Consider the following 13,397-nt stretch of genomic DNA (forward strand, 5'->3'; position numbering starts at 1 on the left):
ATACTTTATTCGTTAATGTTGTATTCTTTCAGTTTTCTATACAATGTTCTCTCCGAAATGCCCAGATCAAGCGCGGCATCTTTTCTTTTGCCCTTGTGTTTTTTCAGCGCTTTTACAATTAGTTCCTTCTCCTTGTCGGCAATAGACAGTGTCTCTTCTACTTCTTCGTGGTGGTCTATCTTATTATTGTCCTGTAGGATGATCGGTTGTTGCGGTGCAGCAATCGCCGTAGATGTCATATTCGTATTCACCTCCTGCTGAGTATGAAAATTGTGTAGCACATGACTATCCTGGTAATTGGACGGGGCACTATGCGCCAGATTAGGATTCTGCAGTACTTCGAAGAACATCTTCTTTAGTTCTGTCACATCCTTCTTCATGTCGAAAAACAACTTGTAGAGAATATCCCTTTCGTTCGAAAAATCACCGTTAGCCTTGGCCTGTGGTGCTGCCAGCATAGGCAGACGAGGCGTTTCCGGTACTTCTGGCAGGAATCTTCTCAGTTCCTGAACGTTGATCAGTTTATCATGCGCCAGTACGGATATCTGTTCCGCCATATTTTTCAGTTCACGTACATTCCCTCTCCACGGATAATTGACAAGGATATTACGTGATTCATCATCCAGCTGGATAGAAGTGGTCTTATATTTTTCGGCAAAGTCAAGGCAAAATTTGCGGAACAACAGGGGAATGTCTTCCTTCCTGTCACGTAGCGAGGGTACCCGGATAGGCACGGTATTCAGACGGTAGTACAGGTCTTCCCTGAACTTTCCATCCTGGGTATGATCCAGCAGATCGCGGTTGGTAGCCGTGATCACACGTACATCTGTTTTTTGCACTTTGGAGGAACCTACCCTGATGAATTCACCTGTTTCCAGTACACGGAGCAGGCGGGCCTGTGTGCCTAATGGCATTTCGCCGATTTCATCGAGGAAGATGGTACCACCGCTTACGGTTTCAAAGTAACCTTTACGGCTATCGACAGCGCCTGTAAATGATCCTTTTTCATGTCCGAACAATTCGGAATCGATTGTTCCTTCGGGTATAGCTCCGCAGTTGACCGCAATGAAAGGGTTATGTTTACGTGCACTTAATGAGTGGATGATATTGGAAAACACTTCTTTACCAACGCCGCTTTCCCCGACTATCAATACCGTCAGGTCTGTATTGGCCACCTGGGCGGCCACCTGTAAGGCGTAGTTGAGTACCGGTGAATTTCCTATAATGCCAAACCTGTTTTTAATGGACTGTATGTTATCCATATCCTTAATTTACGGGGCTGAGGGTATCAGTCCCGGCTGTGATCCAATTTATTTTCTTCTTATGCTTTTCCTGTAGCGGTACCAATCAGGGTGCCGGAGGTACAACTGTCTACTTTCACCCAAACGTAGTCACATTTCTGGAAATTTTCTTTAGGAAAAACAATCACCTTGTTATGGCTGGTTCTTCCAAACAGATGGTCTGCTGACCTTTTGGAAGTACCCTCTACCAGCACTTTGAAGGTCTTGCCCACATCCTGCTGCATACTAGCCAGGGATTGTCCCCTGTGCAGTTCCACTACTTCAGCCAGTCTTCTCTTCTTTACATCTTCCGGCACATCGTCCTGGTAACGGCGGGCGGCCAGGGTACCCGGGCGCTCGGAGTAGAAGAACATATATGCGAGATCATAACGGGAATACGCCATTACATCCATGGTGTCCTGGTGATCTTCTTCCGTTTCTGTGCAGAAACCGGTGATGACATCGGTAGAAATGCCACAGTCGGGGAGTATTTCGCGGATGCGGTCTACTTTTTTCATGTACCACTCACGGGTATAAGTACGGTTCATGAGCTGCAATATCCTGTTGCTACCGCTTTGAACCGGCAGGTGAATGTAATTGCAGATGTTTTCATACTTCGCCATAATGTGCAGCACTTCGTCCGTAATATCTTTCGGATGTGAGGTGCTGAAGCGAACCCGGAGGAGTGGACTGATCTGCGCTACTTTTTCCATCAGGTTGGCAAAAGTTACGGTTTCAGCATCGTTCACAGGGTTTACCCAGTAGTAGGAGTCTACGTTCTGACCCAGCAGGGTCACTTCACGATAACCTCTTTCAAAGAGGTCAGTAGCTTCCTGGAGAATAGAGCGGTAGTCACGGCTGCGTTCACGACCACGTGTAAAAGGTACTACGCAGAAGGAGCACATATTATTACAACCACGCATGATGGATACAAAGGCAGTTACGCCATTCGAATCAAGTCTTACAGGGCTGATGTCGTCGTAAGTTTCCTCACGGCTCAGCAGTACATTCACTGCTTTCTGGCCGGTTTCGGCTTCTTCTATGAGGGCAGGGAGGGTACGGTAGGCATCCGGCCCAACGACCATGTCTACCAGTTTTTCTTCTTCTAACAGTTTGGCTTTCAGTCTTTCTGCCATGCAGCCAAGTACACCTACCAGGAGTTCAGGATTACGCTGCTTTACTTTCTGGAACTCGGTGAGCCTTTTACGCACAGTCGTTTCCGCTTTTTCCCTGATGGAACAGGTATTGAGCAGCACCAGGCTGGCCTCTTCCACATTGCGGGTAGGGCCGAAACCTTCTTCTTTCAGGATGGAAGCTACGATTTCACTATCGTTGAAGTTCATCTGGCAACCATAACTTTCTATGTAGAATTTCTTGGTATAAGTCTGAATATCTGCAGCCTCAGGAGCGAGAGCCTCGCCCTGCCGGTTTTCGTCATGCACTTTTGTTACCTGATCCAGCATTCTTTTCTTATCATTTTAGGATAGCAAAACTAAGCAATAAAATCCGAAAATGACAGAATGGCATGGATGAGTCAATATAAACTTCATGAGAGCCGCCGGGGTCTTGAGTTGAAGTTTTTTCATAATATTTTTCCGGTGGGTTTCAATGGTATATATACTAAGGTGTAGGTGGTCGGCCACCTGTTGATTGGTGTGTTGGCTGCTAATGAGCTGGAGAATTTCTTTTTCCCTGCGGGTGAGGTTAAATTGTTGCAAAAAGGCGTTGTCGGTTTCGAAGTTCTGAACGGGGAGGTGGGGGCGGAAAGGGAAGCTGGTCTGCCCTGAATTCACGAGGTGAATGGTGTGGTAAAGGTCGTTGGCATTACAATCTTTCAGCAGGTAACCCCGGGCGCCGGCCTGCATGGCTTCGGCAATGAGGTAGGCGTCGTTGTACCCGCTTAGAATGATCACTTTTACTTTAGGATACCGGTCCCTGATTAGCCGGGTGGCATCCAGACCGTTCATGACAGGCATATTCACGTCTATCAGTACAATGTCGGGAAGCTGCAGGCAGAGCAGGTCCAGCAATTCCTGGCCATTGGTGGCAATATGGGTGACCCTGATGTCAGGGTCGGCACTTAAGAGGGAGCGGATTCCGGTGGTAAAAAGCCGGTGATCATCCGCCAGCATGATGTTAACAGGCATGTTCGCAGCTTACAGGTATATGAATGATGATGGTAGTACCACATCTTCCGCTGTCTGTGTGAATATTTCCTCCCAGTGATCTGACCCGTGTATGCACACTGATCAAACCGATACCCTGATGAGTAGCCGTAGAAAACCCGATACCATTATCTTCAACCATAATTTCGAGGTAAGTAGGGCAGAAGAGTACCTGTATGGTGGCTTCCGATGCCTTTGCATGCCTGATAATGTTGTGTGTGAGTTCCATGACAATGCGGTAAAGTAGTAATTCCTGCCTGGTGGTAAAGTGACGCTGATAGGCGTTGCAATAATAATGGAAGGCGATCGTGTTCTGGGAATCGAGGGAAGAAAAATACGATTGCAATATAGACGTAAAGGGAGTGGTTTCGAAATGAGGGGGAATGAGGTTGTGTGTGGCCCTCCGTACATTCTGACTGGTCTGGTCTACCAGTTCCAGTAGCGTAGTGGCACGTTGTTCATCGTGTGCAGAGCTGTAGTGCAGGCTTTGGAGGTTGATTCTGATAGCTGCGAGACTACTGCCTATTTCATCGTGCAGGTCAGCGGCAATACGGCGGCGTTCAGCTTCCTGGATGTTCTGTTCAAGTTCCTGTTGTTCATGAATGCGGTTGAGTAGAAGAGATTCTTTCTTTTTGTAACTTTCAATTTTGTACAGCAGGAGGATCAATACAAAAATGAAACTCCATATGCCTAGTAAAGGCAGCAAACCGGTAACATCCCCTGACTTATACTCAAAAAAATGCATGGCCGCCTGTAGCGGTGTTGAGGGGATAAAGTGCGTGAACAGATGAGTGCTCATAGTTACAGAGAATAAAGGGGTCAGATCCTGTTAATTATGAGAGAAGTAGAAAAGTTTGTCCCAAATCCACTACAATTCTAATGAAAAAAAGGGTTGCAACATTGGATTGGATAAAAATAATTTTCAAGTGGTCAGCTATGTGGGATTGTTTATATTTATTGAAATAATCAAGTAAGGAATAAATGATAATGTAACAATGCCCGGTTCAGATGGCATAAGGTACTTACGTGGGCCGGACGGTTCAGGAACATCTTTAACCATATTATTACCACCGGGACGACTTATGCAACGGGGTATACTTCTGAATGGCATTACCATGCGAATCCGCATTTTTCACATATAATTTTCTCACCCCATCCTTCCATACCTTTGCAATATGGCAATCAGAAAAATACAACCGAACGACAACCAGACCTTAGGCTCAGTTATCCAAACCGTTTTAAAAGAATTCGGCATAGACCGTCCAGGCACCGCTTATTACGACCCACAATTATATTCATTATACGAATCATTCCAAACCCCCGGTTCCAACTACTGGGTCGTTGAAATCGACAACGAAATCGTAGGTTGCGGAGGCATCTTCCCCACAAAAGGATTAGACAAAGATTGTGTAGAACTGGTAAAATTCTATCTACTGCCCAAAGCCCGTGGAAAAGGACTGGGAAAAGAATTATTACTACAATGCATCAGCGGCGCCAAAGAATTGGGCTACGAATCTATGTACCTTGAAACAATGCCTGAACTCACCACCGCTATTCCCCTGTATGAAAGAAATGGGTTCCGTCATTTGACAGCGCCATTAGGAGATTCCGGTCATTTTGCCTGCACCATCTGGATGCAAAAAACATTAATGTAAAACAACCACCTTAGGCACCTGAAAAGAATTGCATTATCACTACTGATGATGTCACCCATGCTTTGCACCTACGGACAAATACAGCAATTGCTTGAAAAGTACTACCAGCAATCGCTCCCTTTGTTCCGTGAAAATGACCCATTCTATTCCTGACATAAAAGGCCGGGGGTAATAGCCCGGCTTTATTTCCAAACTAAAGGAATGATCACCGTACCACCACCGTGTTGATGAACAGTATTGATGGCGGACTGAATATCTTTGCTGTCTTTAATAGTGATCGTATATGTTGGAAAGGATGGTATTTTAAATACAGGCATGGGAAAGAGTGCCTTCACAGGAGCAATGGTAGCAGGCATCCGGGTAGCGCCAACTTCGTCAATCGTGGGAACATGCGTATTTACCTGGGCATTCAATGGCAGGGGAATACACAAGATGAAGGCTACCAGTAAAGGTTTCATATGTGGAATTAGAGGAAAGACAGGAATTATTATTGTTTGGTTGACACTATAACAGAAGAGTGGACAACCCTCATATTCTAGAATATTAAATATATTTGGTATATCTTTAATGTGAAAATACTTATACCAATGAATTTAGGAGCTAACGGAGAAACGCTGATAAAGCATTATGAAAAGTGCCGCTTGTCGGCATACCAGGATAGCAAGGGGGTGTGGACAATCGGCTGGGGCAATACCCGCTATATCGATGATTCCCCTGTACTGAAAGGCGATGTACTGACACAGGATGGCGCGGATGAGTTATTCTTAGTGATAGTAAAAGGGTTTGTAAATGATGTAAACAAACTTACCAAAGGTATTGTTTTAAAACAAAATCAATTCGATGCATTAGTATCTTTCGCGTACAATGTAGGCAGCGATATGAACAACAATGGCATTGCAGAAGGGCTGGGTGACAGCACCTTATTAAAGCTGGTAAAAGCGAACCCCAAAGATCCTAAAATCGCTGCTGAGTTCCTGAAATGGAATACAAGCGGTGGCAAAGTGCTGGATGGATTGACCAGAAGAAGGAAGTCTGAAGCAAACTTATATACGAATAATACGTTGGAGTATTATGAGAAATAATAATCAAGGGAGTGTATCTAAAGAATGATACACTCCCTTTTATTCGGATACTGGTAGTTATTTAATCAAATGTCAGTGCCTGATTTTACTTTTGAGTTCCCCCCACTTCACCTATTTAGTTTTAGCTATTTTCCCTTTATACAAATGCGGCTCTAACAATTTCACATCCCACAATACTGAATTCGTCGTTTTGCCAACTGAATAAGCCGTACCGCTTTTGGTAAGCGGACCATAGAAGTAACCATATCCAACTTCACTTGCGAGGAAGTCATAACTATCTTCCAGAATGGTATTACCGGATACTTTCATCGTCAGGTCATAATTTACTTCTCTGGAACCATCTGCATAAGCAACCACTACATAATACGTATCATCATCGAGGTCATTGCTCAGCAGGTAAGATTCAAAACCTGTGCTGTTAGTAGAACCTGACAATACACTGTAAGTATCTATTGAACCATCACTGGTCGTTGTTAAATTGTTCACCAGATAAAGGTCCAGATCTACCAACGTGCCTGCATCCCATGTCAGTTCAGAGAGCAAGCCATCAGAGGACTGATCCGTATCATTGTCCGTAATGGTGATAGTGGCAGTAGAGTTGCTCAGCGTAACATTGCTGCTACTGAAAGTAACATTGATTGTCTTGCTGCTTTCCACCACTTCATCATCAAAGATGTCGAAAGTCAAAGTGGCGGAAGTACTACCCGCAGCAATGGTTAAGGTAGTGTCTGTAGCTACTTCATAGTCTCCGTTCAGGATAGCAGTACCTCCCAATGTAGCATTGATCGTTACATCGCTGGTTTGTGTAGCAGGCAGGGTTACCGTGATACTTGCTGTGCCGGCAGCTTCAGTTACCGTTTGAGAAGTGGCACTGAGGGATGCCGTTTGTTGGGTCGCAGTTGAATCGTCTTTTTTACAGGAGAGGGTCATCAGCATGACACACGCCATCGTTGAGACGCTAATAAGGTTTCTTTGCATTACTTAGTTTTTAAAATTAGGGATCCTTTTGGAGGTTTAACGGAATGCAAAAAACTTTGTTGTCCCAACAATTGGAGTAATCGTTGAATGCTAATCTTTTATCGATGAGTATGACTACTTAGCATACGCAGCCAGATCTGAGAGTGCAGTGGCTACTTGTGTGTTCCATAAATTTTGTTTCTCCTGATTAAGCCCGTGGTGAGTTTCGCTGTCATATATGATTTGTCTTTCCTTATAGGCATCATAATACTTGAGGAAAGCATCTCTTGATACAGCTGCTATATTGCCGGTAGTGAGGGGAGATCTGCGTAATTCTTTTCTCAGTAACCTCGCATATACTTCACAAAGATCAAAGTGCAATTGTTCATGGGCGAGTAGGGCAGCCGTTTCCTTTCCGGGGCGTACATTGCTCCTTTCAGGGATAAATTCACTGATTACGTCGACTTGTACTCCATTTATTTTAATACCAAAACGGCAATTTGTTCGCGCGGCAATATTGGTATCCTGGTCCCGGTAAGGGGTGCCTTTGTAATCTGACCAGGTCAGTTTGCGAAGCGGATTCCATTGAATAGATGCCAGCTCTTGAGAACGATATGAATGTTTCCCGGAGGAACATGCTGTTAAAAAGATGATAGAAATGATGAATATAACCCTGATCATGATAGTTTTTTAAATGCAAATGCCCTGCCATAGTGAATTTCGCAAATATGCGTACATGGATTTGTTAAGAATTGGTTAAACAGATAATAATATTTATGTATATTACGGTACATTTTTAACCTAATTATCAACCTGCGACAATTTAAAGAGTTCTATGAGTGAAAACAATGGAAGCCAGCCAACTGTATCATTTTTCACAAATTGTTATGAAAACGACTGGGAAAAAGTATTGAAAGGAGATAGACTGGAACAAATGGTAGATAGATGCGAACTATCGTTTTATGAGAAAATTCTAATCATTAACAATGTAAAGGACCGGGCTACGGTAGAGCAATATGCGACCAGTGCGATGAACCGCAAGGTTATTGATGCCTATTACTTTGCAGAAGATCACATGGATGCGATCCTGGACAAGTACAATATGACCAGGGAAAGCTTCAAACTCGATTTTTTCGATGGATATTACTATAGTGTAGGCCCCCTTACAGCGGCTTACTTTTGTAAGGGCCAGTATTTACTCTACTTCACCTGTGATTGTATGATGCAGGAAGGAGCAGGAGGTAAATGGGTATGGGAGGCTATAGAAGAGATGAAACGTAACAGGTACATCTTCGTAGCAAACCCTATGTGGACGGATTTTACCTATGAGGCAGAACTGAAGATCATCAAAACAGCCAATCATTTTATTCACTCCACCGGGTTTTCTGACCAGTGTTTTCTGGTAGAAGCTGAAAGGTTGCAGGGAGATATTTATAATTGTTATAACTATGGTTCTGAAAAGTACCCTTACTATGCAGGGGAACTGTTTGAGAAGCGCATGTATAGTTATATGGCTTGTAATGGTCTGATCCGGATCACCCGCGATGATATTTTTTATGATCATATCAAGTTGCTGAATGAAGGGCTGATGGATGTGCAGAAGAGTAAGACGCTGAAAGTGGTTGTAAAACGAAAAGCGGCGACCTGGAAAAGATGGTGCAGGAAGGCCTTGCTGAGACGTGTACTCGGGTATACAAAGCAATTGGATTACTCCCATTTTGAAGGTGGATATAACAATGCAGTGATAGTACCGAGGGCCGCCGTGTCGCTGGCGCAATCGGGAAGTTAACGATATCGGAAGTGGTTGTAATGATTTGCCGTGTCACTATCAGGAAGTTAACGATACTGGAAGTAGCTATAATGATCTGCCTTACAGGATATTAACGATACTGGAAGAAACTGTAACGATCTGATGTGCCCCCAAAAATGTCTAACTTTTTGGGGGCATTTCAATACAGTCTCTTTTTTTTACCTTTGTATCATGAGCGAGCAATTGGAGACATTAGGAGATTTTTACCGGGAACGGCCATTTATACAATTCCCCTTCAGTACTACAGATGTAGGAAAAGGGAAATCACATTTTAATGTCAACGTACGTAAGCACTGTAATTTCAAGACCCCTTATAACAGAAGGGACTTCTACAAGATCACCCTCATCCTCGGTGTTGGCGAAATCAATTACGGGGGCAATTCTATCCTGGTAGACCGCCCGGCATTATTGATTCCCTGTCCTTCCGTACCTTATTCCTGGACCAGTATTTCGGAAGATCAGGATGGCTTTTACTGTCTTTTTAACCAGGAATTCTTCAACGAACATTACCAGTTTGACATCTTCAAGCGCTCTCCATTATTCAAAGCATGGGCGGAGCCAGTCATCTTCCTGGATGATAAGCAACTGGCATTAATGAAGATTTACTTTGAGCAGATGCTGGAAATGGCCCATGGGGAATATGCCTTTAAGTACGAAGCGATCCGCAACCTACTGTGCCTGATGATGCATGCCTTGCTGGTAGATAAGCCAGCAGGCAGCCTGTCATCCGGCGAACTCTCTGCTTCTTCCCGCCTGCTCAGGAACTTCGATGAATTACTGCACCAGCAGTTTCCACTGGATTCTCCTGAAAACCCATTGACAATGCGCTCTGCGGCAGACTTTGCCGGGGCTTTGAATGTGCATGTGAATCATTTGAATTATGTAATTAAGAGCATTACGGGCAATACGACCACATCCATTATAAAGAACCGGATCCTGGAAGAAGCCAGGACATTATTGCTGAATACGCAATGGGATATCTCAGAAGTGGGATACTGTCTTGGGTTTGAAGAACCGGCGCATTTTAATAACTTCTTCAAGAAATCAACAGGCACTACTCCATTACAATATCGACAGACCACCCGGATCTCCCATATTTGATTTTTGCAATTATTGCTTTGATTCTCTTAATAGCAGATTCTCTCAGCTGCTATAATTTTGTTGTCAAATTAAGGATATGTTACAAAGTGCCTCGGCAAGCAGAAAACGGTTTGCGACGATTTTAGCGTTCATTTGCATCCCATTATCGGGATTTATCACAGACATTTATTTGCCTTCATTTCCTGCTATGGCAAAGGATCTGGGGGTATCAGCAGATAAGATCCAGCTTACCCTGACTTGTTTTTTCATGAGTTATGGTTTTTCCCAGATGTTTGTGGGCAGCCTGCTGGATAGCCTCGGCAGGTACAGACCCGCGGTAATATCACTGGGTGTGCTGGTGTTGTCTTCATTATTAATAGGTATTACACACAGTGTGGCGTTAATTTGTTTCCTACGCGTAGTGCAGGGTACGGCTACGGCATTTGTGATAGTAGGCAAGCGCGCGTTTTTTGTAGACTTGTACGAAGGGGAGGAGCGCAAGCATTATTTGAGTTATCTCACCATAACTTGGTCATTAGGGCCTATTGTAGCGCCGTTTTTAGGTGGATTCTTACAGCAGTATCTGAACTGGCAGTCCAACTTCTATTTCCTGGCGATCTACGCGTTTATCATGTTTGTATTGGAATTGAGTTTCAGTGGAGAGACGCTGGTGCACAGGAAACCCTTTGAGTTGAAAAAGATCCGCGATAACTATGCGCATATGTTGAGCAATAGTACGTTCTTACTGGGTATCGTGATCTTAGGATTGAGTTATTCAGTGGTGATGGTGTTCAATATTGCAGGACCTTTTGTGATAGAAAATAGCTTTCATTTCAATTCAGTAGTGATTGGATATTGTACCTTGATATTAGGTTTTTCCTGGATGATAGGTGGGATTGTGAGCAAGCGGCTGATAAATGTTGATTTCAGCAGAAAGCTGATAATAGCAGGGTTTACGCAGTTGATATTGACGGTGATGCTGTTTGTAACAGGGTTTGTGATGCATGATTTGTGGTGGTTTGTGATGTTTGCATTTGTGATCCACATTTGCTCAGGTTTTTTGTTTACCAATCTCTTCACGCATAGTATGCTGGTGTTTCCGCAGAATGCAGGATTGGCGAGTGGTTTGATGGGAGGGATGGTATATGTGGTGACATCGTTTTCCAGCTATGTATTGTCAACCACGGGCAAAATGGCAACGTCTGGAGATATGTCGCTGCGATACGTAGTGATGTCAACGATCCTGACATGTGCAGTGATAGCTGTGGTGAGAATGCGGGCAGCGAAGACACCGGCGATCGCTTAAGATCGGCAATTTATCATAGGGGGAGAGGGCCTTTTGTGTCCTCTCTCCCTATGATAAAATAATACTTACAGATCTAATGATGATAGCTCCATTCTTTATATCCATCTGGCTCCGTCATTGAACCTCTCCATATATATAGATTCATGAATCATCTTATGCAATGTCAAAAAACATGTCTTTAACATCCGAGATATCTACAGCCTTGTATTGTTGCGGTATAGCAGGGTTCATTCTATTAAACCTGCTAATAGCTTGTTGTTTTAAATCAGGATTAAATACAAAATAGTATTCATCATGCATATTAGTAGGATTTCCAAGAGCTGATGTAGATCCTGCAACCTTTCCCAGAAGGGAATTCCTGTCTAAATTCTTTAAACTTTGATAATTAAATCTAAATTCTACCAAAACAATTTCTTGCTGTGTCCCGGTTTCATCTTCAGCAATAAAGGCTGAATCCATTGACTTATTCAAAAGTCTTCCTTCCTGATTAGCTTTTTTCTCTTCTACACAGTCCATATTCAGGACAACTTCATTGCCATTAAATCCTGTGCTTCCTTCATGTCCCTCCCTGCGTATTAATGTGTCGATTAATTCCAGGCAATCCTTTTTTCTAATAGATTTTGCGTAGTTTTCCGTGGCTTGTTTGGAGTATTTCATCAGATACCGTACTTGTTAATTCTTTCTAATGCGATATTGAATGATGCGAAAATCGGATCAATTTCTTTACCCAAATAGGTATAGTTATATTTAAAATTATCGTCAGTTTTTTCGGCTAGATAAAAATTGACTTTTTCAAGCGTTCCTTCTTTTTCCGAAATATAACGAATGGCACTAACCATATCGGGGTTATGAGTCGCTAGAAAGAATTTAACACCAAGTTGTTTATTCAGCATCACAATGATTCTTGCATATTCAATAATCCATTGTGGATGAAGATTGGATTCAGGTTCATCAATGATCATTAATGTTTTATCGGTAATAGAACCATTTTTTAATAATAATTGAAGGATGGAAAAAGACTTTATCCCGGTTGCAACATCAATGAGATTAAAAACTGCTCCATCACTTCGTTTAAATACAAAATCTTCCGGCGAGTAGGTGCTTTCTTCAGTTAAAATATCTCCTTTAATAATTTCTTTACTTATTATTTCTGCAATATTGTGATTGTTATCACCCCTTTCTTCTAATACTTTTGTTAAGTCATCCCAGTGAATATTATGACTAGTCTCAGCATGAAACATCATAGGAGAGTCAATGTATATTGCTTTCTGAATGTTATAAGGGATGGATAAATTTTCTTTGTTCAATGATACGATGGGATCACCATATTCCTGTACTTCAAACTTTTTAGGTAAATCTCCTTCTGAGAAAACATTTTCCAGCTCTGACGTAAAAACAGCTGTAGGTCTTAACTCAATAATTTCCTTAGCTTGTGCGAAACGTTCTTTGACAATTTCCTTCACCTTCAAAAAAGATTCCTTTACATCAAGTTCTTCCGTATTAAGAATATCCTGTAAAATGTATTTTATTCTTTGAACCCTCTTTGATGTCGGCTTATTAGGATCGCTGGCTATTGTATCGTAAAAGGCTTCTTCGACTCTAGTGATAAGATCTATAACCTGATCAGCTCCAATTTCAATTTCAGTTATTCCATTAACCCCTCTTTTTAATTCAATAACTTCTCGCCTTAGTAAATCTCCAGGCTCATGATTTTCGGAAAGGCTTCTTTCCTGAACCAAAATATCTAATAGCTGAATAATATCTTTTAGACTATAATAAAGAGTGTGCTTGACAATATTTTCGTAGTTAGCTACTGTCTTATATAAATAATATAAGAGTTTAGATATAGAACTTTTTCCGGAGCTATTTTCTCCAGCAACAACAGTTATACCATTAATTACAATATCAGCAGAACTGATAGCACGGAAGCTTTCGACTAAAACTCTTATATCTGGAACTTCGGGCATTGCTATAATTATTTATTTTGTAAATATATGAAATACATCCAATTTTAGCCCAATCAGGCGGTTTGTCTTAATAATAAAAGGCTTATTTATTAAAG

Annotated in this window: 14 protein-coding genes; 5 read left to right on the top strand and 9 right to left on the bottom strand. The window is 42.4% G+C overall.

All coding sequences use genetic code 11. The annotated features are described in order from the left end of the window. Nucleotides 1–5 precede the first annotated feature (5 nt). From QQL36_RS18235 to QQL36_RS18250, 4 genes are read right to left on the bottom strand one after another with little or no spacing between them, the layout of a single operon-like run. Nucleotides 6–1,262 carry a sigma-54 interaction domain-containing protein gene (locus QQL36_RS18235; protein ID WP_083722505.1) on the bottom strand — a complete coding sequence of 419 codons (1,257 nt, stop codon included), beginning with the start codon at nt 1,260–1,262 and terminating at the stop codon, nt 6–8. 59 nt (nt 1,263–1,321) lie between these two features. Next, nucleotides 1,322–2,743 (bottom strand): tRNA (N6-isopentenyl adenosine(37)-C2)-methylthiotransferase MiaB, encoded by a 1,422-nt coding sequence (gene miaB, locus QQL36_RS18240; protein ID WP_083722504.1) that lies wholly within the window; start codon nt 2,741–2,743, stop codon nt 1,322–1,324. Nucleotides 2,744–2,758: 15 nt separating this feature from the next. After that, nucleotides 2,759–3,427 carry a response regulator transcription factor gene (locus QQL36_RS18245; RefSeq protein ID WP_321566304.1) on the bottom strand — a complete coding sequence of 223 codons (669 nt, stop codon included), beginning with the start codon at nt 3,425–3,427 and terminating at the stop codon, nt 2,759–2,761. Further along, a complete protein-coding gene (locus QQL36_RS18250; protein WP_321566305.1) occupies nt 3,417–4,244 on the bottom strand; it encodes a sensor histidine kinase in 828 nt (275 codons plus the stop codon). The genes QQL36_RS18245 and QQL36_RS18250 overlap by 11 nt, the downstream gene beginning before the upstream one ends. Nucleotides 4,245–4,620: 376 nt before the next feature. On the opposite strand from QQL36_RS18250, the gene QQL36_RS18255 reads away from it, so the two are divergent. After that, nucleotides 4,621–5,100: a GNAT family N-acetyltransferase gene (locus QQL36_RS18255; protein WP_321566306.1), complete on the top strand. Its 480-nt coding sequence runs from the start codon at nt 4,621–4,623 to the stop codon at nt 5,098–5,100. Nucleotides 5,101–5,282: 182 nt separating this feature from the next. On the opposite strand, the gene QQL36_RS18260 is transcribed toward QQL36_RS18255, so the two are convergent. Then, on the bottom strand, nt 5,283–5,558 hold the full coding sequence (locus QQL36_RS18260) for a hypothetical protein (RefSeq protein ID WP_321566307.1): 276 nt from the start codon (nt 5,556–5,558) through the stop codon (nt 5,283–5,285). Between the two features lie 129 nt (nt 5,559–5,687). Between QQL36_RS18260 and QQL36_RS18265 the strand changes: the two genes are divergently transcribed. Next, nucleotides 5,688–6,182: a lysozyme gene (locus QQL36_RS18265; RefSeq protein ID WP_083722500.1), complete on the top strand. Its 495-nt coding sequence runs from the start codon at nt 5,688–5,690 to the stop codon at nt 6,180–6,182. Between the two features lie 111 nt (nt 6,183–6,293). Here QQL36_RS18265 and QQL36_RS18270 read toward each other — a convergent pair whose 3' ends face one another. Both QQL36_RS18270 and QQL36_RS18275 read right to left on the bottom strand, forming a co-directional pair. Beyond that, nucleotides 6,294–7,160, bottom strand: coding sequence for a Calx-beta domain-containing protein (locus tag QQL36_RS18270; protein ID WP_321566308.1), 867 nt, complete (start codon nt 7,158–7,160; stop codon nt 6,294–6,296). A gap of 114 nt (nt 7,161–7,274) precedes the next feature. Then, nucleotides 7,275–7,820 (bottom strand): hypothetical protein, encoded by a 546-nt coding sequence (locus QQL36_RS18275; protein WP_321566309.1) that lies wholly within the window; start codon nt 7,818–7,820, stop codon nt 7,275–7,277. Nucleotides 7,821–7,974: 154 nt separating this feature from the next. Between QQL36_RS18275 and QQL36_RS18280 the strand changes: the two genes are divergently transcribed. From QQL36_RS18280 to QQL36_RS18290, 3 genes are all read left to right on the top strand, one after another. Continuing rightward, nucleotides 7,975–8,928 (top strand): hypothetical protein, encoded by a 954-nt coding sequence (locus tag QQL36_RS18280; RefSeq protein WP_321566310.1) that lies wholly within the window; start codon nt 7,975–7,977, stop codon nt 8,926–8,928. Nucleotides 8,929–9,120: 192 nt separating this feature from the next. Then, the gene (locus QQL36_RS18285; RefSeq protein ID WP_321566311.1) at nt 9,121–10,050 is read left to right on the top strand and encodes an AraC family transcriptional regulator; all 930 of its coding nucleotides are present in this window, start codon (nt 9,121–9,123) and stop codon (nt 10,048–10,050) included. Between the two features lie 76 nt (nt 10,051–10,126). Further along, complete coding sequence (locus QQL36_RS18290) at nt 10,127–11,335, top strand: MFS transporter (protein ID WP_321566312.1); 1,209 nt, start codon at nt 10,127–10,129, stop codon at nt 11,333–11,335. Between the two features lie 153 nt (nt 11,336–11,488). Here the strand turns inward: QQL36_RS18290 and QQL36_RS18295 are convergent, their stop codons facing one another. Both QQL36_RS18295 and QQL36_RS18300 read right to left on the bottom strand, forming a co-directional pair. Beyond that, nucleotides 11,489–11,992: a hypothetical protein gene (locus QQL36_RS18295; RefSeq protein ID WP_321566313.1), complete on the bottom strand. Its 504-nt coding sequence runs from the start codon at nt 11,990–11,992 to the stop codon at nt 11,489–11,491. Continuing rightward, nucleotides 11,992–13,302 (bottom strand): AAA family ATPase, encoded by a 1,311-nt coding sequence (locus QQL36_RS18300; protein ID WP_321566314.1) that lies wholly within the window; start codon nt 13,300–13,302, stop codon nt 11,992–11,994. The genes QQL36_RS18295 and QQL36_RS18300 overlap by 1 nt, the downstream gene beginning before the upstream one ends. Nucleotides 13,303–13,397: the final 95 nt, after the last annotated feature.

Origin of the sequence: Chitinophaga sp. LS1, from assembly GCF_034274695.1 — a bacterium.
Lineage (GTDB): Bacteria > Bacteroidota > Bacteroidia > Chitinophagales > Chitinophagaceae > Chitinophaga.